General features: G+C 69.7%; 26 protein-coding genes. 13 read left to right on the top strand and 13 right to left on the bottom strand.

Annotated elements, in window-relative coordinates; genetic code table 11:
* Nucleotides 1-63: 63 nt before the first annotated feature.
* The 3 genes from LBW94_RS37110 to LBW94_RS37100 all read left to right on the top strand — a co-directional run bounded on the left by LBW94_RS37110 (nucleotide 64) and on the right by LBW94_RS37100 (nucleotide 3,184).
* Nucleotides 64-957, top strand: a complete 894-nt coding sequence (locus LBW94_RS37110; RefSeq protein WP_225060420.1) for a helix-turn-helix domain-containing protein — start codon at nucleotides 64-66, stop codon at nucleotides 955-957.
* 533 nt (nucleotides 958-1,490) lie between these two features.
* Nucleotides 1,491-2,318, top strand: a complete 828-nt coding sequence (locus LBW94_RS37105; protein ID WP_225060421.1) for a Fic family protein — start codon at nucleotides 1,491-1,493, stop codon at nucleotides 2,316-2,318.
* 173 nt (nucleotides 2,319-2,491) lie between these two features.
* Complete coding sequence (locus LBW94_RS37100) at nucleotides 2,492-3,184, top strand: cupin domain-containing protein (protein WP_225060422.1); 693 nt, start codon at nucleotides 2,492-2,494, stop codon at nucleotides 3,182-3,184.
* A 1-nt stretch (nucleotide 3,185) separates the two neighbouring features.
* Here the strand turns inward: LBW94_RS37100 and LBW94_RS37095 are convergent, their stop codons facing one another.
* Nucleotides 3,186-4,397 (bottom strand): pyridoxal phosphate-dependent aminotransferase, encoded by a 1,212-nt coding sequence (locus tag LBW94_RS37095; RefSeq protein WP_225060423.1) that lies wholly within the window; start codon nucleotides 4,395-4,397, stop codon nucleotides 3,186-3,188.
* A gap of 92 nt (nucleotides 4,398-4,489) precedes the next feature.
* On the opposite strand from LBW94_RS37095, the gene LBW94_RS37090 reads away from it, so the two are divergent.
* Complete coding sequence (locus LBW94_RS37090) at nucleotides 4,490-5,077, top strand: winged helix-turn-helix transcriptional regulator (RefSeq protein WP_225060424.1); 588 nt, start codon at nucleotides 4,490-4,492, stop codon at nucleotides 5,075-5,077.
* Nucleotides 5,078-5,177: 100 nt separating this feature from the next.
* Here the strand turns inward: LBW94_RS37090 and LBW94_RS37085 are convergent, their stop codons facing one another.
* On the bottom strand, nucleotides 5,178-6,365 hold the full coding sequence (locus LBW94_RS37085) for a YbfB/YjiJ family MFS transporter (RefSeq protein WP_225060425.1): 1,188 nt from the start codon (nucleotides 6,363-6,365) through the stop codon (nucleotides 5,178-5,180).
* A 93-nt stretch (nucleotides 6,366-6,458) separates the two neighbouring features.
* Here LBW94_RS37085 and LBW94_RS37080 point away from each other — a divergent pair, with 93 nt between their 5' ends.
* Nucleotides 6,459-7,379 (top strand): LysR family transcriptional regulator, encoded by a 921-nt coding sequence (locus tag LBW94_RS37080; protein WP_225060426.1) that lies wholly within the window; start codon nucleotides 6,459-6,461, stop codon nucleotides 7,377-7,379.
* 308 nt (nucleotides 7,380-7,687) lie between these two features.
* On the opposite strand, the gene LBW94_RS37075 is transcribed toward LBW94_RS37080, so the two are convergent.
* Nucleotides 7,688-8,602, bottom strand: a complete 915-nt coding sequence (locus tag LBW94_RS37075) for an oxidoreductase (RefSeq protein ID WP_225060427.1) — start codon at nucleotides 8,600-8,602, stop codon at nucleotides 7,688-7,690.
* A 79-nt stretch (nucleotides 8,603-8,681) separates the two neighbouring features.
* Here LBW94_RS37075 and LBW94_RS37070 point away from each other — a divergent pair, with 79 nt between their 5' ends.
* The gene (locus tag LBW94_RS37070; protein WP_225060428.1) at nucleotides 8,682-9,257 is read left to right on the top strand and encodes a TetR/AcrR family transcriptional regulator; all 576 of its coding nucleotides are present in this window, start codon (nucleotides 8,682-8,684) and stop codon (nucleotides 9,255-9,257) included.
* A gap of 9 nt (nucleotides 9,258-9,266) precedes the next feature.
* Here the strand turns inward: LBW94_RS37070 and LBW94_RS37065 are convergent, their stop codons facing one another.
* Nucleotides 9,267-10,013 carry a TetR family transcriptional regulator gene (locus LBW94_RS37065; protein WP_225060429.1) on the bottom strand — a complete coding sequence of 249 codons (747 nt, stop codon included), beginning with the start codon at nucleotides 10,011-10,013 and terminating at the stop codon, nucleotides 9,267-9,269.
* 93 nt (nucleotides 10,014-10,106) lie between these two features.
* Here LBW94_RS37065 and LBW94_RS37060 point away from each other — a divergent pair, with 93 nt between their 5' ends.
* Entirely contained in the window at nucleotides 10,107-11,309 is a 1,203-nt protein-coding gene (locus LBW94_RS37060; protein ID WP_225060430.1) for an FAD-dependent monooxygenase, read from the top strand.
* On the opposite strand, the gene LBW94_RS37055 is transcribed toward LBW94_RS37060, so the two are convergent.
* Nucleotides 11,281-11,718 (bottom strand): hypothetical protein, encoded by a 438-nt coding sequence (locus LBW94_RS37055; protein ID WP_225060431.1) that lies wholly within the window; start codon nucleotides 11,716-11,718, stop codon nucleotides 11,281-11,283. The genes LBW94_RS37060 and LBW94_RS37055 overlap by 29 nt on opposite strands.
* A gap of 135 nt (nucleotides 11,719-11,853) precedes the next feature.
* Nucleotides 11,854-12,273 (bottom strand): MerR family transcriptional regulator, encoded by a 420-nt coding sequence (locus LBW94_RS37050; protein WP_225060432.1) that lies wholly within the window; start codon nucleotides 12,271-12,273, stop codon nucleotides 11,854-11,856.
* A gap of 65 nt (nucleotides 12,274-12,338) precedes the next feature.
* Here LBW94_RS37050 and LBW94_RS37045 point away from each other — a divergent pair, with 65 nt between their 5' ends.
* From LBW94_RS37045 to LBW94_RS37020, 6 genes are all read left to right on the top strand, one after another.
* A complete protein-coding gene (locus tag LBW94_RS37045; RefSeq protein ID WP_225060433.1) occupies nucleotides 12,339-12,791 on the top strand; it encodes a PPOX class F420-dependent oxidoreductase in 453 nt (150 codons plus the stop codon).
* Nucleotides 12,792-12,879: 88 nt separating this feature from the next.
* Nucleotides 12,880-13,755: a TIGR03621 family F420-dependent LLM class oxidoreductase gene (locus LBW94_RS37040; RefSeq protein ID WP_225060434.1), complete on the top strand. Its 876-nt coding sequence runs from the start codon at nucleotides 12,880-12,882 to the stop codon at nucleotides 13,753-13,755.
* Nucleotides 13,756-13,827: 72 nt separating this feature from the next.
* The gene (locus LBW94_RS37035) at nucleotides 13,828-14,715 is read left to right on the top strand and encodes a class I SAM-dependent methyltransferase (protein WP_225060435.1); all 888 of its coding nucleotides are present in this window, start codon (nucleotides 13,828-13,830) and stop codon (nucleotides 14,713-14,715) included.
* A 39-nt stretch (nucleotides 14,716-14,754) separates the two neighbouring features.
* Nucleotides 14,755-14,919 (top strand): ribbon-helix-helix protein, CopG family, encoded by a 165-nt coding sequence (locus LBW94_RS37030; protein ID WP_225060436.1) that lies wholly within the window; start codon nucleotides 14,755-14,757, stop codon nucleotides 14,917-14,919.
* Nucleotides 14,920-14,923: 4 nt separating this feature from the next.
* Entirely contained in the window at nucleotides 14,924-15,268 is a 345-nt protein-coding gene (locus LBW94_RS37025) for a VOC family protein (protein WP_225060437.1), read from the top strand.
* Nucleotide 15,269: 1 nt separating this feature from the next.
* On the top strand, nucleotides 15,270-16,127 hold the full coding sequence (locus tag LBW94_RS37020) for a class I SAM-dependent methyltransferase (protein WP_225060438.1): 858 nt from the start codon (nucleotides 15,270-15,272) through the stop codon (nucleotides 16,125-16,127).
* Nucleotides 16,128-16,179: 52 nt separating this feature from the next.
* Here the strand turns inward: LBW94_RS37020 and LBW94_RS37015 are convergent, their stop codons facing one another.
* The 7 genes from LBW94_RS37015 to LBW94_RS36985 all read right to left on the bottom strand — a co-directional run bounded on the left by LBW94_RS37015 (nucleotide 16,180) and on the right by LBW94_RS36985 (nucleotide 22,373).
* Nucleotides 16,180-17,256, bottom strand: a complete 1,077-nt coding sequence (locus LBW94_RS37015; RefSeq protein ID WP_225060439.1) for an XdhC family protein — start codon at nucleotides 17,254-17,256, stop codon at nucleotides 16,180-16,182.
* A gap of 25 nt (nucleotides 17,257-17,281) precedes the next feature.
* The gene (locus LBW94_RS37010) at nucleotides 17,282-17,908 is read right to left on the bottom strand and encodes a TetR/AcrR family transcriptional regulator (protein ID WP_225060440.1); all 627 of its coding nucleotides are present in this window, start codon (nucleotides 17,906-17,908) and stop codon (nucleotides 17,282-17,284) included.
* A 128-nt stretch (nucleotides 17,909-18,036) separates the two neighbouring features.
* Nucleotides 18,037-18,246: a ferredoxin gene (locus LBW94_RS37005; RefSeq protein ID WP_225060441.1), complete on the bottom strand. Its 210-nt coding sequence runs from the start codon at nucleotides 18,244-18,246 to the stop codon at nucleotides 18,037-18,039.
* Complete coding sequence (locus LBW94_RS37000; RefSeq protein ID WP_225060442.1) at nucleotides 18,243-19,520, bottom strand: NADH-ubiquinone oxidoreductase-F iron-sulfur binding region domain-containing protein; 1,278 nt, start codon at nucleotides 19,518-19,520, stop codon at nucleotides 18,243-18,245. Before LBW94_RS37000 ends, LBW94_RS37005 begins: the two co-directional genes overlap by 4 nt.
* 27 nt (nucleotides 19,521-19,547) lie before the next feature.
* Entirely contained in the window at nucleotides 19,548-20,798 is a 1,251-nt protein-coding gene (locus LBW94_RS36995; RefSeq protein ID WP_225060443.1) for an amidohydrolase family protein, read from the bottom strand.
* Nucleotides 20,799-20,946: 148 nt separating this feature from the next.
* Nucleotides 20,947-21,855 carry a metallophosphoesterase family protein gene (locus LBW94_RS36990; protein WP_225060482.1) on the bottom strand — a complete coding sequence of 303 codons (909 nt, stop codon included), beginning with the start codon at nucleotides 21,853-21,855 and terminating at the stop codon, nucleotides 20,947-20,949.
* Nucleotides 21,856-21,869: 14 nt separating this feature from the next.
* On the bottom strand, nucleotides 21,870-22,373 hold the full coding sequence (locus LBW94_RS36985) for a cupredoxin domain-containing protein (RefSeq protein WP_416277028.1): 504 nt from the start codon (nucleotides 22,371-22,373) through the stop codon (nucleotides 21,870-21,872).
* Between the last annotated feature and the right edge of the window lie 3 nt (nucleotides 22,374-22,376).

Below are 22,376 nucleotides of genomic sequence, written 5' to 3'. Positions count from 1 at the left end.
CCGCGGGCTGCCGGGTACCGGCAGACCCTCCCGGCAGGGGCGGATCGGTCGTAGCGTGGAGTCATGGACAACCGCTCGGAGGTCCGGGAGTTTCTCCGTTCTCGCCGGGCGAGGATCACCCCGGAGCAGGCCGATCTACCCCGGCACGGCACCAATCGCCGGGTCCCCGGGCTGCGCCGCGAGGAGGTGGCACTGCTGGCCGGAGTCAGCATCGATTACTACGTGAAGCTGGAACGCGGCAACCTCAGCGGCGTCTCCGACGAGGTGCTGGCCGCGATCGCCGGGGCATTGCAGCTCGACGAGGCCGAGTACGCACATTTGTTCGATCTCGCCCGCGCGGCCAACAGCAGACCGGTGCCGCGCCGGCGCACCGCGGCCACCCAGATCCGGCCCAGCCTGCAACGGTTCCTGGACGCCGTCGGCGCCCCGGCATGGATCCGCAACGAGCGGATGGATTTCGTCGCCGCCAACGAGAGGGGCCGGGCCCTGTATTCGGACATTCTGGCCAGCCCGATCCGGCCGGCCAATACCGCGCGCTTCGTCTTCCTCGATCCGGCCGCGCGGGCGTACTACCCCGAGTGGGAGGACGTCGCGGCCGATATCGTCGCGGTGCTGCGCAGCTATGCCGGTCGCAGCCCGCACAATCGCGCCCTGATGGATCTGATCGGCGAATTGGCCACGCGCAGTGAGGAATTCCGCACCCGGTGGGCCGCGCACAACGTCCGCTTCCACCGCACCGGCCGCAAGCGGTTGCACCACCGCATCGTCGGTGAGCTCGAACTCACCTACGAGGCCCTGGAACTGCCCGCCGATCCGGGCCTGACCCTGTTCGCCTACACCGCCGAACCCGGCACACCCAGCGACGAACGACTGCGACTGCTCGCGGAATGGGCCACCACCATGACCGCCATCGACGATGTCGGCCGGGCGCCGCGGGCCGACAGCCTCCCGTCCTGACCGCCGTGCCGGAACGAGTCTCCGCCTCCACCGGGCACGACCACCGTCCAGAGCATCATTCCGAACGCTCACCTCGGATGCGGTAACCTGTGCAGCGACGAGAATCGTTGCCTCGTCACCCCACGGCCAGCGGGGAGGAAGAGCGTCGCTCTGTCGGGCGTTGACGCGATCCGGCGCCGAATTCGGCTCCGCGGTGTGTACCGAGCGAGACCAGAGTGCAGATCAGCAGCGCTATTACGGATTTGATTCGTGAGCGGATAGGACCGCGGGTCCTTCGGGCGAAACTGGCCGCCGAGGACGATGCGCGGCTCATGCGCGAGGTCGGTGACACCAGCCGGAACGCGGCACAGGCAGCCGAGCGAGCCGATCTGGTGAGTGCGAGCCGAATCGGCGCAGTCGACGCCGATTCCACGGCGGGAAGCACACTGGTGCCGCGACCCGTCGAACCCGTCGAGGACCCGGCGACGCTGATCGAACGGCGGTCGGCCGAACTCGGGTTGCGCACACCGTCCCAGCGCGCACTCGAGTCCAGTTTGTTCATCGACGAGCCCCTCCATCGAACGGCCCTCGTCTCGGGTCATCCGACACCGGAGTTGATGTTCGGTGAGAGCGATTGGGCGGGCTATCTCGATGCACGTGCCTTCACTCGCAGTTACGGCGATCAGGAATTGTCCGTGCGGTTCATGACCGAAATCAATCAGCGGGCCGGACAGTTCGGGCCGCAGGACAGCGGGGTTTTCGCCGAGGGCACGCGATGGGCCGTCCTCGGCAGGCCGCTCACCGCGGAAGAAGCGCACACCGTGGAGGCCAATCCCCATCTGTTGCACATCGAACCGGGCACCCCACCGCTGGGGAACATGAGCGCCGTCTCCTACGAGCGCAAAGACGCTGCCGCGATACGGAACGAGCTACAGTCCCTGTCCGATTGGTACAACAACGCACGCGGTGCGCCCGGGACCGACCCCTACCGACTCGCCGCCGAGCTTCAACAGCGTTTCGTGTCCATTCACCCGTTCACCGATTACAACGGCCGGTCCTCACGGCTCCTGATGAACTGGGCGTTGGAACGCGAAGGCTTGTCACCGAGCGTCCTGCCGAACTTCGACAGGGATATTCTGGCCACCTCCGATGAATGGGCCGAAACGGTGCGCGCGGGCAGTCGAACGTTCGCCGAGCGCGCGGATCGTCTCGATCGACTCGGAGCTTCCGCCGATCCCGTCGAGATCTTCGGGCTGCAACGCCTGCGAGCGCTCTACAACGGCCACTCCGGTTACATCGCACCGCTTCGGGCCGGCGACGACCACGACATCTACAGCGTGCAGAAATTCCTCGACGTCCTCGAGGCCGGGGACAAATCCTGACAGTCACCACCGGGTGGGCCGCAGCGGCCGACCGCCGCTGCGGACCGGCGCCTGCACCTGCTGCCGTGAATCGGCGGCTACGATGACCGACGCGCGTCCGTTCGGACCGATCCGTTCGACAGGCCGCACACGCCACCCGCAGGGCCGGAACCCGGAACGGAGACGAGCGAGCCATGACGGACGACACCACGCCCGAGGGCGACCGGCCCCGCATCGGCCGCCGGACGGCGCTGAGCACCGGGGTAGCGGCCCTCGGCGGCGCCGCGCTGGGCGCGGGACTCGTTGCGGCGGAGACCGATTCGACTCGCGCCGCACCCGGTGGCGAGGGCGGTCTCGACGAGGGACTCGACAGCGCGGAGCACGTGTTCCGGCTCGCCGCGTCGGCGCCGGAGAGTTTCGCCGGTGGCGAGCTGCGGGGCGCGCACGAGGGCAATTTCCCGGTGCTCACCGGCCAGCGCGGCTCGGTCTATCTGGTCCGGCTGGAGCCCGGCGGCGTCCGGGAGCCGCACTGGCATCCGTCCGCCTGGGAGTTGAACTACGTGGTGTCCGGGTCGGCGAAGTGGACGGTGCTCGGCACCCATCCGGGCAGCGGCTACCGCACCGACGTGTTCGAGGCGCATCAGGGCGATCTGGTGTTCGCGCCCCAGGGGTTCTTCCACTACTTCGAGAACGCCGCCGACATCCCGCTGGAGGTGCTGATCGTGTTCAACACCGCCGCCCGGGAGGCCGAGGACGACATCGGGATCGTCGCCGCGTTCAACGCGATGCCCCGGGAGGTGCTGGCCGCGGCCTTCGGCGTGCCGGTGTCGGCCTTCGATCGGATTCCGCAGGACGTGCGGCCCGTCGTGGTGACCCGGCGCAGCTGAGCTACTGCTTGTAGGTGGCGAGGAACCGGCCGATCCGCTCGATCAGGGCCTCCAGCTCGTCGGCGTGCGGCAGGGTGATGATGCGGAAGTGGTCGGGGCGCGGCCAGTTGAACCCGGTGCCCTGCACGATGTGCAGCTTCTCCTGCAACAGCAGATCCAGCACGAACCGCTCGTCGTCGTGGATCTGATACATCGACAGATCGATGCGAGGGAAGGCGTAGAGCGCACCCGCCGGCTTCACACAGGACACGCCCGGGATCGCGTTGAGCGCCTCCCAGGCCCGGTCGCGCTGCTCGCGCAGCCGGCCGCCGGGCAGGGTCAGGTCGTAGATGCTCTGATACCCGCCCAGTGCCGCCTGAATCGCCTGCTGCGCAGGAACATTCGCACACAACCGGAGCCCGGCGAGCATCGCCAGGCCCTCCAGGTAGTTCTCCGCGTGCTGGGTCGGGCCCGAGACGGCCAGCCAGCCGGAGCGGAAGCCGGCGCAGCGGTACGCCTTCGAGAGCCCGGAGAAGGTGAGGCACAACAGATCCGGTGCGAGCGCGGCGACGGCGGTGTGGGCGGAGCCGTCGTAACGGATCTTGTCGTAGATCTCGTCGGCGAACACCACCAGATTGTTCCGGCGCGCGATCTCCAGGATCTGCCGCAGCACCTCCGGCGGATAGACGGCGCCGGTGGGATTGTTCGGGTTGATGATCACGATGGCGCGGGTGCGGTCGGTGATCTTCGCCTCGATGTCGGCGAGGTCCGGGTACCAGTCGGACTGCTCGTCGCACAGGTAGTGCACCGGCCGGCCGCCGTTGAGCGTCGTCGCGGCGGTCCACAGCGGGAAGTCCGGGGCCGGGACCAGCACCTCGTCACCGTTCTCCAGCAGCGCGGTCATGGCCATCATGATCAGCTCGGAGACCCCGTTGCCGAGGAACACCTCCTCGACCTCGAGCCCCTCCACCCCGAGGGTCTGGTAGTACTGCACCACCGCGCGCCGCGCGGGCAGCAGGCCCTTCGAGGAGGAGTAGCCGCTGGACCCGGGCAACGAGCGCACGATGTCCTGGAGGATCTCCGCGGGCGCCTCGAAGCCGAACAGCAACGGGTTGCCGGTGTTGAGCTTCATGACGTGGTGCCCCTCGGCCTCCAGTCGTGCCGCCTGTTCGGCCACCGGGCCGCGAATCTCGTAGGAAACGCCCGTCAGCTTGCTCGACTGTTTGACCTGCATGAACATCCTCTTTCCGGTGCGGTTGACGACACTCTACTTGGTTTTTCCAAGTTTGTGCTTGGAATTTCCAAGCAGTGGCCTACAGTAGGCATGTGCCACGCCGAAGCTACGACCACTACTGCGCCGCCAGCCGGGCCCTCGACGTCGTCGGCGACCGATGGGCGCTGCTGGTGGTCCGCGAACTGTGCGCGGGCCCGCGCCGCTACAGCGACCTGCTCGCCGATCTGCCCGGCATCAGCACCGATGTGCTCGCCGCCCGGCTGAAGGACCTGGAACACGACGGCATCCTGACCCGGCACCGGGTGGGACCGCGCGCGACGACCGCCGTCTACGAACTCACCCCCACCGGCGCCGCGCTGCGCCCGGTCCTCGACGCCCTGTCGACCTGGGGCACCACGCTACTCGGCGAGCGCCGGCCCACCGACGCGATGCGCCCGCAGTGGTTCGCCCTCCCGCTCGGGCGGGCCGTCGCCGACCGGATCGGCACGGGCACGGTCACCGTGCACCTCGGCGACACCACCTTCCACATCGTGGTCGGCGAGCACGGGATCACCCACCACGACGGCCCCGCCGCCGAGCCGGATGCCGAACTCCGCCTCGACTGGACCGCCGCGACCGCCGTGGCCACCGGCGCGAAATCGCTGGCCGACGCGGCCGAATGGATCCCGCAGCCGACCTGACCGGCGACGGCCTCGGCCTGCTGCGTGAACGACTGTCCTGAAACAACTTCCGCCCGGAAGGTGGCCCGATCCGGCCCACCGTGGCAACAAGTATGTGCCGCTATACCTCTCGCGGCTGCTCGGCGGCGAGGTGGTGGGGGTAGCCGATGCGCAGCAGTGCTGCGGCTCCGGCGGAGGCGAGGACTGTCAGTGCCGCGAGCAGGAGGGCCTGGTGGTATCCGTGCCGCAGCAAAGGGGTGACGACCAGTGGGCCGAGGAGCTGGCCGACGGAATAGCCCGTGGTCAGCAGGGCCACCGAGCGGGGGAAGTTCAGATGGGCGCCGACGGCCAGGGCGAGGGTGGCGACGCCGAGGAAGGTGGCGCCGAACAGGATTGCGGCGAGCGCCGCGGTGGCGATGCCGCCGATCATGGCGGGCAGGGCGATTCCCACGGCCTGTAACACCAGTGCTGTCAGCAGCAGGGTAGGGCGGGACCAGCGGTGTTGCAGCCATGCCCACACGGCCGCCGACGGGGCGGCCGATATTCCGACGAGTACCCAGGCCACGGTGCCGAGTGCGCCGTGCGCACCCTGGTCGATCGCCGCCACCAGGAAGGTGCCCGCGATGATGTACCCGATGCCCTCGAGGGTGTAGCTGGTGAACAGGGCGGCGAACCATCGGTGCGAGGGCGCGGTCGGGGTGGAGTCGGTGGCCGCGGTAGCGCGGTCGAGGCGCAGGGACCAGCCCGCCACGGCGAACAGTGCGGTCAGGACAGCCGCCGCCCACCAGGCCGACCGCCAGTCGCCGATCTGCCGGATCAGCAGCACCAGTAGCCCCGACCCCGTGATCCCCACGCCGACGCCGCCGATTCCCCAGCCGGCCAGATGAGCACGACGGTCGCGCAACTGGTCCAGCAACACTCCAGCGGCGATCACGAAGACGACCGCGCTCGCCACTCCGGCGAGCAGGCGCAGCGTCCACCACGCCGCGATGCTGCGCGTGGCGGGCATCGCCGCGACGGTGAGAATCAGCAGCACCAGCGAGCCCCGGAACACCGTGCGCGATCGCATCGGGCCGGGCGCCACCACCGCGGCCAGCGCGCCGAGCAGGTAACCGAGGTAGTTGGCGGTGGCCAGGCTCGCGCCGGCGGCCGGGGCCAATCCGGCCTGCGCCGTCATCAACGGCAGGATGGGGGTGTAGACGAAGCGGCCGACCCCCATCGCGGCGGCGAGGGCCGCGCCACCACGGACCACGGTCCCCCACGCGTTCGCGCGCTCGTCGAGGGTGACGCTCCCGGCGATCAGAGTCATGCCTCATGGTGTGGTCGCCGCCCGCGCGAGCGCCACGACCGGCATACTCCCGTCTGATAGGCACAACCTCCCACCGCACGTAGCATCGGGTGTATGGAGCTGCGTCAGCTCGGATATTTCGTCGCCGTCGCCGAGGAACTGAACTTCGGCCGGGCCGCGAAGCGGTTGCTGATCGCCGGGCCGTCGCTGTCCCAGCAGATCAAAGCCTTGGAGCGGGACCTCGGGGTGCAACTGTTCGTGCGGGACCGGCGCAGCGTGGCCCTCACCCCGGCCGGTGCGGCGTTGCTGCCGCAGGTCCGGGGGCTGCTGGAGCGCGCCGACGAGTTGCGCCGCCGCGCAGCGCAATTCGCGGGTTCGGAATCGGTGCGCCTCGGCTATGTCAACTGGCTGCCCGCGGATCTGAGCGAGCGGGTGGCCGGGGTGGCCCGGCTACATCTGGACACCTGGGTCGGGCCCTCGCACACCCAGGTCGCGCGGGTCGGCGAGGGCAGCCTGGACCTCGCCGTGTGCGGGGTCCGCACCGACGACCTCCGGCGATACGATTTGCGGGCCCGGCCGCTCGGCGCCGACCGGCTCTATGCGGTGTCAACCGCCCGAGACGGCACGCCGATCCGGGCCCGGGATGTTGTCGTCCTGGTGGACGACGACGATACGGCCTGGTTGTCCTGGAATCGGTTCGCACAGGAGTTCGCCGCCGACACCGGCGCGACGGTCCTCCGCATCGGTGACGGCGGGATCACCGGCCCGGCCTTCTTCGACCACGCACGTGTGCTGGGCCGTCCGGTGCTGAACAGTCCGAAGGGTCAGAATGCCTCGCTGCCAACGGATCTCGTCCGGCATCCGGTTGTCGACCCCGTGGCGGTGTGGACGTGGTCGCTGGTGACCCGGGCCGACGGCGACCGGCCCGCCGTGACCGCCGCCGCCGACGCGATCTGCCGGGGCGTGGGCGATCTCGGACTCACCTCGCCCGGCACGTGGCTGCCGGCCGACGACCCGCACCGGACCGGGCCATAACCGTGCAGCCTATGTATTGCGCTCCAGGACAACCTGTTACGTCCGTGCGGCATCGACCGCGCGCCGAGCGGTGAGCTGCCGGTGCCGATCGCCGGCCGGACAACCGATCCCACCGACCCGGTATGCGGTACACGCCGTGCGCGCGCACGGTGACGACGACGATCATCGCCGACACGGACGACCCACTCACCGGCGGTGACATGCACACGGCGAGATGCCGGTCGTGTCCGACCGGCATCTTCCGGGCTGCCACACACCAGCACATGTACTCCTGTTGCACGGCAATCGATTCCGGCAGTCGAGCTGGCTCAGCCCAGCTGGTCGGCGACGTGCAGTTCGGGGTAGCGGACGCCGGTCAGCTCCTCGGAGACCTCCCACAGCCGGTCCTGGCGTTGCCGGTCGCGGGCGGGGGCGGCGGGCTCGACGACTGCCGGGTAGCCGCGAACTTCGAAAAGACCGGAGGGACCATAGAATTCACCACCGGCGGCGTCGGGATCGGCGGCGGCGCGCAGGGTGGGCAGGGCGCCCATGGCCGGGGTCCGGCCCAGGGCGCGGGTCAGGGCGCGGTTGAGGACGCGCACGGGGACAGGCGAATACCGCGCCACGTCGGTGTCCGCACCGCCGGGATGCGCGGCCAGGGCGCGTGCCGGAGAGCCGGAGAGCCGGCGGTCGAGAGCATAGGTGAACAGCAGATTGGCGAGTTTGGACTTGCCGTAGGTGTTTCCACCGGCGGCGGCCGGATCGGCCGGATCGATGCGGCCCATGCGGTGTCCGAGGCTGCTGACCGTGACCACCCGGCCCGCGGGCGCCGCGATCACGCGATCCAGCAGCAGGCCGGTGAACGCGAAGTGGCCGAGATGGTTGATGCCGAACTGGTTCTCGAAACCGTCCCCGGTGACACCGCGCAGGCCGGTGACGCCGGCATTGTTGATGAGCAGATCGATGTGGTCGTAGCGATCGCGCAATGCGGCGGCGGCCGTGCGCACCGAACCCAGCATGGCCAGGTCCAGCAATTCGGTGTCCACCCGTGCGTCCGGCACGGATGCCGTGATGCGGTCGGCCGCGGCGCGGGCCCGATCCGCGTTCCGGCAGGCCAGCACGACTGTGGCGCCGTGTTCGGCCAACGCCCGCGCCGTCTCGAATCCGATTCCGGTGTTGGCGCCGGTGACAACGGCGACGCAGCCGTGCAGGTCGGGAATTTGGGCCTCGGTCCAGGTGCTCATTGCGCCCTCCTAACATGAACCCCCAGTTCACTTTTAAAGTGAACCAGCAGTTCATGTTCTGGGCAAGTAAGGTGTGCGGATGACCGACAGGCGCCGTCGCGCAGACGCGCAGCGCAATCGAACAGCGATCGCCGAGGCGGCGCGTGATCTGGTGATGACGGTCGGCCCCGAGGTCGGGATGGACGAGATCGCGGCCGAGGCCGGCGTCGCGGTCGGCACGCTCTACCGTCACTTCCCTTCGAAAGCGGTTCTCCTGGAAGCGATCGTGGACGACCTCTCGGCCTCGATCGACGAATCCCTCACCGCCGCAGCGGATCGCGTCGACGACGGGGCGAGCCGGGCCGAGGACGAGATCACCGCGCTGCTGGCGCTGGAAGTACGTCAAGAGCGCTTGCTGCGTTTCACCGTGGCCGACACCGCCGCCGAGGCGCTGCGCCGGGTTCAGGAGCGCGGCCGCAACGTGGTCGAACGGCTGGTCGCCGCCGCCCACCGCAGCGGCGCCCTGTACGCCGATGTCACCGTGGACGACGTGATCCTGTTGCTGGCCACCGCACCCGGCGATGCCGTGCCGGAATCCGAGCAGTTGCGCTGGCTGGACCTCGCCCGCCGGGCCCTGGGCCCGCTCCCCCGCGACGTCTCGGAATCTGTCTCATAAATACTCGGCTTATCGAGACTCGGTGAGATGCCGATAGAGCGTCGCCCGGGAGACCCCGAGCCGGGCCGCGATCTCGTCGATCGAGGCCGTACCCTCGTCGCGCATCCGGCGCGCCGCTTCGATCATCTCGGCGGTCATCACGCCGGGCCGCCCACGCCGTGCCGGGCGTGGCGGCGGCGGGGCCGCTAGCGGCCCCGATTCAACCGGCGGCGGAACCGATTCGGACCGGCCCAGCAGCCGGGCGGCGCCGTCCAGAATCGCCGCCCGCAACGGCTCGGCGGGCTGATCGGCGAAGATGACCACCGGATCGCTGAGCACCGCGTACACCTGCGCAGCCCGGACCCGCGCGGTGAAATCGGCCGCCGGCCCGGCGATCGCCTCCTGCACCGCCAGCGCGAAATCCCGCAGGCGCACGAAGGTCCGCTCGTCGGCGGCCAGGGATTGGTCCTGCATATGGATCCGCAGCAGGGTGCGGTGCCGCAGCCATACGTCCAGCAGGCCGGTGACCACCGCCCAGGCCCGTTCCCGCGGGTCGCCGACGGCCCGGGCGGCCGCCACCACCGTCTCACTGTCGGCCAGCAGCGGCTCGACCAGTGCCGTGACGATCTCGTTCTTGCTCGGGAAGTGGTACAGCACAGCCGTTTTCGTCAGGCCGACGTGGTCCGCGATCTCCCGGACGGTGACGGCGTGCCAGCCGCGCTCGGCGAACAGCTCGAGCGAGATCGCCAGGATGCGCGCGCGGGAATCGTCGGTCACGGTGACCGATAGTACGCCTTGACTGACCACGGGTCAGCATCCTAGGGTGAGTTGACTGACCGATGGTCAATATTTTTGAGACAGGACTCGATTATGAGAAATCCGCGGATACTCGTCTCCGGCGCCGGCATCGCGGGCGAGACCCTCGCATACTGGCTGGCGCGGTACGGTTTCCGGCCCACGATCGTCGAGCGCGCCGCCGCGCCGCGGCCCGGCGGGCAGGGCGTCGATGTGCGGGAGCAGGCCATCGAGGTGGTCGAGCGCATGGGACTGCTGCCGCGGGTGCGCGCGGCCGCCACCGATGTGCTCGGCATGCGTTTCGTCGGCGCCGACGGCCGCCGCCGCGCCGAGGTGAACATCCAGCGGATCCAGGAACGGATCGGCAGCGGCGAGGTCGAGATCATGCGCGGCGACCTGGTCCGGCTGCTGCACGAGAACAACAGCGGCACCGTGGAATACCTGTTCGGCGAGTCGATCCGGACGTTGGCACAGGACGAGGACGGGGTCACCGTCGGCTTCGACCGCGCGGGGCAGCGGCGCTTCGATCTGGTGGTGGGTGCCGACGGGCTGCATTCGGCGGTGCGGCGCTGTGCTTTCGGCCCCGAGCAGCGGTTCGTGCGCCACCTGGATCACTATTTCGCCTTCGCCACGGCCGATTCCGGCCTCGGACCGGATCGCTGGATCACCGTCTACAACACTCCGGGGGCGATGGCCGGTGTCTACCGCTCCGGCAACCATCCGGAGGCGAAGGCGTATCTCGCATTCCGCAGTCCCCGAATGGATTTCGATCCGCGCGACCTCGACGCCGCGCGCCGCGCGCTGACCGCGCGGTTCGGCGGCAGCCGGGCCTGGCACGTGGCCCGCCTGCTGGCAGGCGCACTCGCCGACGACGATCTGTACTTCGACGCGCTCGCCCAGGTACACATGCCCGCCTGGTCGGACGGCCGCGTGGCGCTGACCGGCGACGCGGCCCATTGCGCCTCACCGGTTTCCGGCGGCGGCGCCGAACTCGCGCTGACCGGCGCGTACCGGCTGGCAGACGCACTCGCCGCCGCCGACGGCGATCACCGGCAGGCCTTCGCGCACTACGAGCGCGAGCATCGGCCGGCCGTCGCCCGCAGGCAACAGGTCGGACCGAATGTGCGCCTGCTGATGCCGCGGACACGGCTCGGTATCACACTGCGCAACATCGTCACCCGGCTGCCGGTGCTGGAATCGCTGGCCGGGATGGAGCGCATCATGGCTCCCCGCGACACCGCACCGCTGGCTACGGCACGTACAGGTACCACTCCGTGAAGTTGCCCTGCATCGGCCAGCTGGCGGCCATGATCTTGGCGATGCCCATGCCCACCCACAGGTCCGTGGTGACGGTCTGGCCGGGCTTCGCGTCGGCGCGCACATAGACGTCCGCCGAGCGCAGGCCCTGGGAACCGAGCCAGCCGATCGACACGTGATTTCCGCAGGGGCCGTGGAAGTAACCCGCCGGTGTCACGTGCGCGAGCACGTGACCGGGGGCGCGCGGGGCGGCCTCCATCGCGATATTGATCGCTCCCGCACAGAAATTCGCGTCACCGAAGGTGAACAAGGTCGTACCGAACGGCGGCAACTGCGGCAACGGATCGGCCTGCGCCGGTTCCGTACCGCACACCGCCGCGGCGATTCCCGCCGCCGCCGCAACCCCCGCTGCCATCCGACGCACCGTCATCAGTCGATGTCCTTCCCGCGTAACGACTCTCGTCGCCGTACTACCCGATCCAGCCATAACCCACCCGGGCGGACCCCCAACGACATCGCACCGGTGCGCAAGCGGGAGTCGTTCCGGTACCAAGCGTATCGGAGCCTAACCAACCGGACCGGGCAAACGGACGGTTCGGGTTCCCACCGGCGGGTAGACACCGCAGGTACAGGCCTCGAGCGAGGGGCAGGTACAGCGCAGGCCCGTTTCGATGATGGAACGCGCCTCGGCCAGCACGGCCATCCGGGCGTCGATGTCGGCCAGTTTGGCCACCCCCAGCGCGCGGCTCGCGGGACGACCGGGAGCCTCGTCGTCGAGCAGCACCGTGATCTCGTCCAGACTGAATCCCGAGGCCTTGCAGATCTCGATGGCCCGCAGCCGGATCAGCACCGATTCGTCGTAGCACCGACGGCCGCCGACCCGCTCCGGTGCGCGCAACAACCCGCGATCCTCGTAGTACCGCAGGGTCGTGGCCGCGACACCGGAGCGGCGGGCGATCTCACCGATGGACAGCTGTGCCGACATGACATCGATCATGATGCGCGCCGGGGGTTGACTTCCAGTCGGCTCGAAGTAGTCGAATAGTCGGTATGCCGAACCCCCCTGCCGATCTGACCCGCACCCGATACGCCCTGCTGCGCAGCTTCCGGCGGGACGGCACCGCCGTCGACACTCCGATCTGGTTCCGGATCGACGGCAGCACCGTCCTGTTCCGCACCAAGATCGGCCCGAAGACCCGCCGCCTGGCCGCATCCCCGCGAGTCGAGTTGCGGCCGTGCGACTATCGCGGCCGGGTCACCGGCGACCCGGTGGCGGTGACCGGACAGGCCACGATCCTCACCGGACCCGACGCGGAGGCCGGGAACCGAGCCCTGCACCAGCGGTACGGCTGGCAATGGAATGTGGTTCCGATGCTCCGCATACCCGGCGTGGTGGCCGTCCACCGCGACCTGAGCCCGATCGAGAAGCTGCGGCGGATCCGGACGACCAGCCTGTGGGCGGACAGCGCGATCGTGCGGGTGGAGCTGGACGGGGCCGCCTGATCGGCCCGATCCACCGCGGCGCTCGCGCGCGGCGGCCCGCTGACGCCCGTCACGGGCGCCGCCGCGCGGGACGTGGTAGGCAGGAGCCATGGGCGACTTCAGGTTCGGCGTCAACATGCTCTCCCTCGGCTCGCGGGCGGAATGGATCGAAAAGTGCCGCCGCGCCGAGGAACTCGGGTTCGATGTGATCGGGGTGCCGGATCATCTCGGCCTGCCCTCGCCGTTGCCGGCGATGGTGCTGGCGGCCGCGGTCACCGAACGTGTCCGGGTGAACAGCTTCGTGCTCAATGTGCCCTTCTACAATCCGGTGCTGCTGGCGCGCGAGGTGGCCACCGTCGATCGGCTCACCGACGGGCGGGCCGAGATCGGGCTCGGCGCGGGCTATGTGAAGGCCGAGTTCGAGGCGGCGGGGATCGCGTTCCCGACCGCGCGGCAGCGCGTCGAAGCGGTCGCGGAGACGGCGCTCACCTTCCGGAAGTTGTTCGGCGACAGCGAGTACGAGCCGCAGCCGGTGCAGCCCGGCGGGCCGCCGCTGCTGATCGCCGGCTGGGGGCAGCGGCTGCTGCGGGTGGCCGCCGAGCATGCGGACGTGATCGCCTTCACCGGCGGCGGGACCGACGACAGCGGGCATCTCACCGGGGCCGGTCCGCAGGAGCTGGCGCAGAAGGTCCAGTACGTGCGGGAGTTGCTCGGCCCGCGCCGGGACCGGGTCGAGTTCAACCTGTTGATCCAGGCGCTGGCCGCGCCGCAGGAGCGGCCGATACTGCGGGAGCGGATGTCCGATCATCTGCCGCCGGAACTCGCCGACCGGCTCGAGGAGGTGCCCATGCTGCTGGTGGGTGACCATGCGGAGATGGCCGAGACCGTGCGGGCCCGGCGGGAGCGGTTCGGCATCGGTTACCTGACGGTGCTGGAGCCGAACATGGAGAAGTTCGCCCCGCTGATTCCGTTGCTGCGGTCCTGATCGATCCGGTAGTTTTTGCCGATTCGGCAACGAAATTTGCCGAACCGCCACGCTGTCACGCACAGTCGTGGCATGACGCACAGCCATGACTCCACCCCTCACCACCACCATCATCACCACGCGCCCACCGTCGACTTCGACTGGGCCGGGATGGCCGAAGTACTGGTCGGCGAGGCGGAGGCGTTCCAGCCCGTGCTGGACGGCGCCTTCGCCGACCTCGCCGAGCTGAAGCCGGAGCGGGTGCTCGACATCGGTAGCGGGCCCGGCGTGGCGGCGTGCCTGCTGGCCCAGCGGTTCCCGCAGGCGGAGGTCGTCGCCGTGGACGGCACGGCCGAACTGCTGGAGCACGCCGCGCGGCGCGCGGACCGGCTCGGGGTGCGGCTGACCACCGTGCACGCGCAGTTCCCCGACGACCTGGCCGCCCTGCCCGAGGCCGACCTGATCTGGACCTCGCACGTGATGCACCACGTCGGCGATCAGGTGGGGGCGCTCACCGCGCTGGCCGGGCGGCTGCGGCCCGGCGGTGTGCTGGCCGTGGCCGAGGGCGGCCTGCCGCGGCGCATGCTGCCGCGCGATATCGGCTTCGGCCGGCCCGGCTTGCAGGTCCGGCTGGACGCGCTGGTCAGCGCGCGCTTCGACGTGATGCGCGAGGAGCTGCCGGGATCGGTTGCGGTGGTGGAGGATTGGCCGGAGATGCTGCGCGCGGCGGGTCTGATCGACGCCCGCAGCCGCAGCTATCTGGTGGACCGCCCGGCCCCGCTGACCGGCGGGCCGCGGCACTGGGTGCGCCAGGATCTGCAACGCTCCCGGGACTCGCTGGCCGACCTGCTCGACGCCGACGATCTCGCCACCCTGGACCGGCTGCTGGACCCCGCCGACCCGGCCGGCATCGATCGGCGACCCGATGTCTTCCTGCTCACCGCCAAGACCGTGCACGTCGCGCGCCGTCCCGAGCACTGACCTCTTGTTGCTAGATTGCTAGCATGCTAGTGTCGGCGCGTGGGCGAGGACGTCAAACAGTTCAACGTGTACCTGCCGGTCGAACTGATCAAGCAGGTCAAGCTCCACGCCATCGAGTCGGGCTCGTCGTTGTCGGCCCTGGTCGCCACAGCGCTACGGGCCTACCTCGAGGCACACGCACAGCAATCGACGCACAAGGAGTGATCCGATGACCACCGACGGGATCGAGGCGGTGTTCCTCACCACGCACAATTGGGGACGAGCCGCGAAGTTCTTCCAGGCCCTGGGTTTCACGCTCGATTTCGAGACCGGCCACAATTCCGGGCAGCTGCGCGCCGCCGAGGGGCCGTACATATTCGTCGCCGAGGTGCCCGAGGATCAGCCGCCGCAGGCGCAACTGGTGCTGAAGGTCGCCGACGCCGACGCCTTCCGGCCCGATCCGGCGGTCGAGGTGGTCACCGAATTCGAGGACACCCACTTCGGCACCCGGGAGATGACCGTCCGCGATCCCGACGGGCGGCTGTGGAGCATCCAGGCGCCGGGGCGGAACTGAGATGGCCACCGAACGTCTCGACCCGCCGGACAACACCGCGGTGCGGGTCGCGCTGTGGCGAGCGCTGCACGCCGAGGTCGACGCCGCGCCGCCGGTGCTGGTGGACGAGGTCGGCCTGAAACTGGTCGATCCGGAGCCGGGGTGGCGCGACCGCGGCGATATGCACCCGCAGGGCACCGCCGGCTTCCGAGCGTCGATCGTGGCCCGCGCCCGGTTCATCGAGGATCTGGTGACCGAGCAGGCGGAGCTGGGCGTCGACCAGTACCTGCTGCTCGGCGCCGGGCTGGACACCTTCGCCGAGCGCCGCACCGATATCGGTTCCCGGGTAACGGTTTTCGAGGTCGAGCGGCCGGGCACCCAGGCGTGGAAGCGGCACCGGCTGATCGAACTCGGCTACGGGGTGGCCGAGCGGCTGCGGCTGGTCCCGGTCGACTTCGAGGCCGGGGAGAGCTGGTGGGACAAGCTGTCCGCCAACGGTTTCGACACCACCCGCCCGGCCGTCGCGGCCTCGGCCGGCGTCTCGATGTACCTCACCAGGGAGACCACCGCCGCCACCCTGCGCCAACTCGCCGGTCTCGCACCGGGTTCCACGGTGGTGATGACCTTCCTGCTGCCCGCCGAGCTCGTCGACGAGCCCGATCGCGCGGGCCTGGAGATGTCGCAACGCGGCGCCGCGGCCGCCGGAACCCCTTTCCTCAGTTTCTACGCCCCCGAGGACATGCTGGATCTGGCCCGCGCGTGCGGTTTCGCCGAGGTCGCGCACGTCTCCGGAAAGGCGCTGGGCGACCGCTATTTCACCGGCCGCAGCGACGGTCTGTACCCCTCCAGCGGAGAGGACCTGCTCGTCGCCCGGACCTGAGCGGCCCGGAAACGCTGTCCCACAGTGATTTCCGGTGCCAGAGGGCCGCCGCCTACCCGGGCGGCACCGGAACCGGTCGTGGTGCGTGGATGGGATCGTCGGTCGCCGACAGCGGGCGGGTGGTGCCGCCACGGCGGTGGGCGACGATCTCGGCGGCGATGGCGACCGCGGTCTCCGCGGGCGTGTGGCCGCCGAGGTTCAGGCCGATCGGTGAATGCAGCCGGGCCAGTTCGGCATCGGTGAGACCCGCCGCGCGCAGGTGCGCGCGGCGGTCGCGGTCGGCGCGGCGGGAGCCGAGGGCGCCGACGTAGGCGATCGGCAGCCGCAGGGCCAGTTCCAGCACCGGGATGTCGAACTTCGGGTCGTGGGTGAGCACGCAGACGACGGTGCGCGAGTCCATCCGGGTACTCGCCAGATAGCGGTGCGGCCAGTCGACCACCACCTCGTCGGCGTCCGGGAACCGGGCCGGGGTCGCGAAGACCGGGCGAGCGTCGCACACCGTCACGTGGTAGCCGAGGAAGCGGCCGATCCCGGCCACCGCGGCGGCGAAGTCGATCGCGCCCACCACGATCATCCGCGGCGGCGGGGTGAAGGACTCGACGAAGACGGTGATCTCCTCCGGTTCGCAACCGACCGTGCGCAATCCGGTGGCGCCGGTGTCGAGCATCGCGGCCGCCGCGGCGATCACCTCGGCAGGGAACGGGTCGCCGATCGTCTCGTCGCCGGCCAGCGCCAGCAATCGCCCGGTGCTCAGATCACGTACCAGCGCAACCGGTTCCGGGCCGTGCAGGACCGCGTCGAGAACGGCCCGATCGGCCGTGGTGACCCGGTGCACGAACACGTCCAGCGCACCGCCGCAGGTCAATCCGGCCGCGAACGGGTCGGATTCGCTGTAGCCGAAGGTCTCCCGCACGGGCTGACCGGATTCGAGGACCTCCCGGCACAATTCGTACACCGCGCCCTCGACGCAGCCGCCGGAGAGGCTGCCCAGCACCCGGCCGTCGGTGTCGACGGCCATGGTGGCGCCGACGGGCCGGGGTGCGCTGCCGGTGACGTCCACGATCGTGGCCACCGCGAAGCTTCGCCCCGCGGCATGCCACGCCGACAGTTCGGCGGCCAATTCTCGCATCGCACACATCCTCTCGACAGCCAGGTCAGCCGTCTACGGTGACGGCCGGTGCGGGGGCGGCGGGCGGCACCTCGCCCTGTAGCCGTCGGATGAACTCGTCGACGAGCAGCAGCGCCTCGGCGTGGCCGATTGTCATGCCCATCGATTCCTCCCGGATGCGGACCTGGCAGATCGCCGTCATCAGGAAGATCGCGGCCTCCGGCGAGATGCCGTCCATACTGCGGCCGGTGCGCTCGAGATACCGGGTCAGCACCGTCACCTGGAGCGCGCGGTAGCGCCGCGCGTACTCGGCCAGATGGGAGCGAATGTTCTTGCGGTGGGCCGACAGGGCGGCGAACTCGTTGGTCAGCGTGATCCCGGCGGGCTGGCCGGCCAGCTCCCACATCACCTGCAACGGATGTTCGGTGGATTCCAGGATCTGGGCCTGGCGGGTCAGCAACTGCTCGGCGCGGCGTTCCAGGGCGGCGATGAACAGGTCGTCCAGGGTCTGGAAGTAGTAGTGCACCAGCGGCGGGGTGACACCCGCCTCGCGCGCCACCCGCCGGATACCGACGGCGGCGTACCCCTCCTCGAGCATCAGCCGTTCGACGATGTCGAGCAACTGGTGACGGGTTTTGGACTGCTCGGTACCCATGCGGCGCGGCGTGGTCATGCGAACATTCTGCTCGACAGTCCCGTTCGGCGCGCTTAACACCTGTTCAGCCTACCTGGTCGGAGTGCGAATTTCACCGTTCAAGCGCAGGTCGTGTGAGGTCCTGCGAGACGGGCGGGCCGATCGAACTACTGTGCGCCGTTGTTCATCTCGATGATGGCGTGGACGGGGCAGTCGAGCAGGGCGCGCTGCACCGCGTCGTGGTCACCGGCGGGGACGTCGTCGCCGTTGCGCTCCATCGAGGCGTAGCCCCAGTCGTCCAGCGGGAAGTACTCCGGGGCGTGCTTGGCGCAGATGCCGAACCCGTCACAGAGGGTGCGATCCAGACGGACTTTCATACCAGGTCCCCAGCTTCCACTTCGAACGGTCGCGCGGCGGTGTACGGATGCGCGGTACACACCGGGCACGCACCCCGGCGGTGGGCGGCCACCTGGTCCGGGAACTCCGCGAACAGGGTCGCCGCGGCATTGGTCGCCGCATCCAGTGTGCCGCAGGCGCCACGGCCACGCAGCACCGTCGACCAGCGCCGCAGCCGGTCCAGATCGTCGTCGGTGGCCTGGCCGTCGCGCAGCGCCTCGGCGGCCGCGGCCATGGCGGCGGTGCCGTTGAAGCAGGAGCCGCACTGCCCGGCGTTCTCCCGGTCGAAGTACCGCAGCACCGCGGCGGCCACCGCGACCGGGCAGGTCTCGGCGGTCAGCACCGCGACCGCACCGCAGCCCAGGCCGGAACCGAGGCCGCGCAGGGTCTCGTGGTCCAGGGTGGCGTCCAGCGCGCGGCGGTTGATCATGCCGTTGAAGTAGCCGCCGAGCAGCAGGCCGGTCACCTGGTCGGTCGAAACACCGTGCTGGGCGAGCAGTTCCGACACCGGGGTGCCGTGCGGCAGTTCGTAGGTCACGGGCGCGCCGGCCCCGGTCACGGTCGACAGGAAGGTGCCCGGTGATCCGGCGGTGCCGACCGAGCGGAACTCCGCGGCGCCGTGCGCGAGCAGGAACGGCAGATGCGACAACGTCTCCACATTGCTGACCAGCGTCGGCCGGCCGTCCACACCCTCCTGGAACGGCCGCGGCGGCTTGTCGGACGGCTTGGCCGGACCGCCGTTGACCGCGCGCACCGCCGCGGTCTCCTCCCCCGCCACGTAACCGGGGGCGACGGTGACCAGCTCCAGCCGGACGCCACCGAGCAGGCCGTCGAATTCGGCGATCGCGGCCGAGGCGGCCTCGGCCCCGGCGGGATCCGACACGTACAGCACGGCCCGATCGGCGCCGACGGTGTGCGCGGCCAGGCGCATGCCGTCCAGGATCAGATGCGGCCGGTACCGCAGCAACCAGCGGTCCTTCACCGAAGCCGGTTCGCCCTCTTCACCATTGGCGAGCAGCACCGGCGTCACCCCGGCATTGCGCACGGTGGACAGCTTGCGGCCCAACGGGAATGCCGCGCCGCCGCGGCCGAGCAGGCCCGCGTCGGTCACGGTGGCCACGAACGGCTCCGGATCGGGGAGGTCGGCATAGCCGCCGGTGCCCCGGTAGGAGTCCAGCGACTCGGTGTCACCGAGGTCGCGCAACAGCCGGGGCGTACAGCCGTCGGCCACAACGACATTGAATTGTCCGGTCATCAATCTTCCATCTCGGCGGGGACGGGATCAGGCGCGCTGGGCGTAGCGCTGCGCGTACTCCGCACGGGTGCGGGTCGAGACATCCACATCGGTGGCCTGCGCGCGCAGCGCACCCACGGTGGTCTGCTCACGCGGGGTGCGAGCGAACGGATCCCAGCCGAAGAACGTGCAGGCGTTCTGCCAGGTGATCTTGTCGATATCGGCGTCGTCGGCGCCGACGGCCTGCAACTCCGACAGCACCAGTTCCGGCGCGTCCGGCCAGTACGAATCCGAGTGCGGGTAGTCGCATTCCCACGCGATGTTCTCGATGCCGATATCGTGGCGCAGCTTCAGCGAGGTCTTGTCGGTGACGTAGCAGGCCAGCACGTGCTCGCGGAACACGTCGCTGGGCATCTTGCCGCCGAAGTCGCGGCGCAGCCACTTCTGATTGGTGTAGTGGCGGTCGGAGCGGTCCAGGTAGAACGGGATCCAGCCGATGCCGCCCTCGGACAGCGCGATCTTCAGGCCCGGGTAGCTGCGCAGCGCCGGACCCCACAGCAGGTCCTGGATGGCCAGCTGGGACACGCTGGGCGCCAGCACCATCAGGTTGTCGATCGGGGCGTCGGGGGCCAGCTTCAGGGCGCCGAAGCCCTGGCCGATGTGCAGGCACATCACCACGTCGTGGTCCTGGAGCGCCTGGAACACCGGGCCCCAGTACTCGACGTCGAAGTAGCTGGGCAGGCCGTCGATGTGCGGCAGCTCGGGCATGGTCACCGCGCGTACCCCCCGCGCGGCGACCCGCTCGATCTCGGCGACGGCCAGCTGCGGATCCCACAGCGGCAGAATGGCGATCGAGATGAACCGGTCCGGATAGGCCCCGGCCCACTCGTCGATGTGCCAGTCGTTGTAGATGGAGATCATGCCGACGGTGATCTCGTCCTTGAGGTGGGTCAGGTGCCCGGCCGAGAATCCGGTGAAGGTCGGGAAGCACATGGACCCGAAGACGCCGTTGACGTTCATGTCCCGCACCCGCTCGTGGATGTCGTAGACCGCCGGGCGCATCTCGGCGTAGCCCGCCGGGTCACGGTCCCATTCCTCGGCCGGCCAGGTGACCACCGCGTTCAGGCCCGCGACGCCGGTGGGCCGGCCGCGGTAGATCCAGCGATCGATGCCCTGCTCGTCGACGACGACCTTGGGAGCGAGATCCACCCACTTCGACGGGACCCGGCCTTCGAACATATCGATCGGCTCGACCACGTGGTCGTCGATGCTCACCAAGATCATGTCGTCGATGTTCACCCGGCACCTCACTGCTCCCGGGGCCGCCTGCTCGCGTCCAGCGACCCCGTATACATCCCTGAGATTGCTCATCTCTTTATCGGAGAATATCACTCTCCAGCGAGAGTGGAAGCGGTGGATTCCCGAGCTGCCAGGGCGGCGATGTGCGTCAGGGCAGCGGCGTGTCGGTGACCGCCAGCGCCTGCTGCCCCTTGCGGTAGGTCACCTCCCGCACCCCCAGCGCCGCGTGCAACTGTCCGGGCGGCAGCGTCACCGGTTTCGGCGCCGGGCCGTCACCCGGATGCGGCAGCGGGTACGCGGTGGTGGTGGCGCTGTGGAAGACCACCTTGTCCTCGGTCTTGCTGAACAGCTGGTGCACATGGCCGTTGAGGCAGGTGACCGAGTCGAATCGGCTCAGCAGGCTCAGCACCTGCGCGGCGTCGTCGGTCCCCCAGCCCCACTGCGGATACATCGCGAACAGCGGGATGTGGCTGAACACCACGATCGGGGTGTCGTTGTGCAGCCCCTGGACGTCCTTGCGGACGAAGTCCACCTGATCGGTCCCCAGATGTCCGAGGCTCTGCAAGTTCAGCGTGTTGACCAGCGCGATCACGTGCACGCCGGCGATGTCGAAGCTGTACCAGCCGTCGCCGCGGGTGCCCTGACCGAACGCCGCGCGGTATTTCTGGCCGCCGTCGTCCACCGAATCGTGCTCGCCGGGCACGGTGAACACGTGCGGCGTGTTCAGGCCGAGCAGCATCTGCTTCACCTGATCGAACTGGTCCGGGGTGGACAGATGGGTGAGATCGCCGGTGTGGATGACGAAATCCGGGGTGTAGCCCAGCGAGTTCACCCGCGCGATGGACTCGGCGAAGCTGGCCACCACATCGGTGTTGGCCGGCCCCTGGAAACCGAGGTGACTGTCGGACAGTTGCACGAACCGCAACTCCGGGCGTCCGGACTCGGCCCGCGCCATCGGGGCCCCGGCGACCTGCGAAACCACCTCGCCACCGGCCACGGCCAGGCCGACCGCGGCGCCGAACCAGGCCGAATGGTGCAGGAATCCGCGGCGGCTCATTCCCTCGTTCCCGATCACTGGGTCACCACCACGGTGCCGTGCATGAACGGGTGGATCGAGCACACGTAGTCGACGGTGCCCGCCTTGGTGAAAGTGTAGGAATACGTTGCGCCGGTACCCATTCCGGGCGAATGCAGGGTGCCGTCGGCGCTCACCACGGTGTGCGGTTCCTCGTCGTGGTTGGTCCAGGTGACCGTGCTGCCGACCCGGACGGTCAGGCTCGCCGGGGCGAAGGCGAAGTTGTCGATGGACACCGCGGTCCCGGCGACCGGGACGGCGGCCGTGCCGGTGCCCGCGGGCGCGGCGCTCGCGGGCGGGGCCGACATGCCGGGCATCGATGGCATCGGGGTGCCCTTGCCCGGGAAACCCGGGGTCGGTGCGCCGGAGGCGAACACCGGCGTCGGATCCGTCGGAGTGGTATTCGAATTCGTTGTGCCGCAACCGGTCGCGGCCAGGGCGAGAGCGGCCACGGCGAAGGCGCAGCCGGCGAGACGGGCCGTTCGAGGCGAGGGTTTCATTCG

It is taken from the genome of Nocardia sp. alder85J, assembly GCF_020176955.2.
Lineage (GTDB): Bacteria > Actinomycetota > Actinomycetes > Mycobacteriales > Mycobacteriaceae > Nocardia.
This window is presented reverse-complemented; position numbering and strand designations above follow the sequence as displayed.

Coding starts and splice junctions, on each gene's coding strand:
- LBW94_RS37020 (WP_225060438.1), top strand. CDS start 15,270: ATGGCCACCGAACGTCTCGACCCGCCGGACAACACCGCGGTGCGGGTC.
- LBW94_RS37025 (WP_225060437.1), top strand. CDS start 14,924: ATGACCACCGACGGGATCGAGGCGGTGTTCCTCACCACGCACAATTGG.
- LBW94_RS37000 (WP_225060442.1), bottom strand. CDS start 19,520: ATGACCGGACAATTCAATGTCGTTGTGGCCGACGGCTGTACGCCCCGG.
- LBW94_RS37035 (WP_225060435.1), top strand. CDS start 13,828: ATGACGCACAGCCATGACTCCACCCCTCACCACCACCATCATCACCAC.
- LBW94_RS36990 (WP_225060482.1), bottom strand. CDS start 21,855: ATGAGCCGCCGCGGATTCCTGCACCATTCGGCCTGGTTCGGCGCCGCG.
- LBW94_RS37055 (WP_225060431.1), bottom strand. CDS start 11,718: ATGACGGTGCGTCGGATGGCAGCGGGGGTTGCGGCGGCGGCGGGAATC.
- LBW94_RS37060 (WP_225060430.1), top strand. CDS start 10,107: ATGAGAAATCCGCGGATACTCGTCTCCGGCGCCGGCATCGCGGGCGAG.
- LBW94_RS37010 (WP_225060440.1), bottom strand. CDS start 17,908: ATGACCACGCCGCGCCGCATGGGTACCGAGCAGTCCAAAACCCGTCAC.
- LBW94_RS37040 (WP_225060434.1), top strand. CDS start 12,880: ATGGGCGACTTCAGGTTCGGCGTCAACATGCTCTCCCTCGGCTCGCGG.
- LBW94_RS37050 (WP_225060432.1), bottom strand. CDS start 12,273: ATGTCGGCACAGCTGTCCATCGGTGAGATCGCCCGCCGCTCCGGTGTC.
- LBW94_RS37005 (WP_225060441.1), bottom strand. CDS start 18,246: ATGAAAGTCCGTCTGGATCGCACCCTCTGTGACGGGTTCGGCATCTGC.
- LBW94_RS37100 (WP_225060422.1), top strand. CDS start 2,492: ATGACGGACGACACCACGCCCGAGGGCGACCGGCCCCGCATCGGCCGC.
- LBW94_RS37110 (WP_225060420.1), top strand. CDS start 64: ATGGACAACCGCTCGGAGGTCCGGGAGTTTCTCCGTTCTCGCCGGGCG.
- LBW94_RS37085 (WP_225060425.1), bottom strand. CDS start 6,365: ATGACTCTGATCGCCGGGAGCGTCACCCTCGACGAGCGCGCGAACGCG.
- LBW94_RS36985 (WP_416277028.1), bottom strand. CDS start 22,373: ATGAAACCCTCGCCTCGAACGGCCCGTCTCGCCGGCTGCGCCTTCGCC.
- LBW94_RS37045 (WP_225060433.1), top strand. CDS start 12,339: ATGCCGAACCCCCCTGCCGATCTGACCCGCACCCGATACGCCCTGCTG.
- LBW94_RS37095 (WP_225060423.1), bottom strand. CDS start 4,397: ATGCAGGTCAAACAGTCGAGCAAGCTGACGGGCGTTTCCTACGAGATT.
- LBW94_RS37075 (WP_225060427.1), bottom strand. CDS start 8,602: ATGAGCACCTGGACCGAGGCCCAAATTCCCGACCTGCACGGCTGCGTC.
- LBW94_RS37070 (WP_225060428.1), top strand. CDS start 8,682: ATGACCGACAGGCGCCGTCGCGCAGACGCGCAGCGCAATCGAACAGCG.
- LBW94_RS37015 (WP_225060439.1), bottom strand. CDS start 17,256: ATGCGAGAATTGGCCGCCGAACTGTCGGCGTGGCATGCCGCGGGGCGA.
- LBW94_RS37080 (WP_225060426.1), top strand. CDS start 6,459: ATGGAGCTGCGTCAGCTCGGATATTTCGTCGCCGTCGCCGAGGAACTG.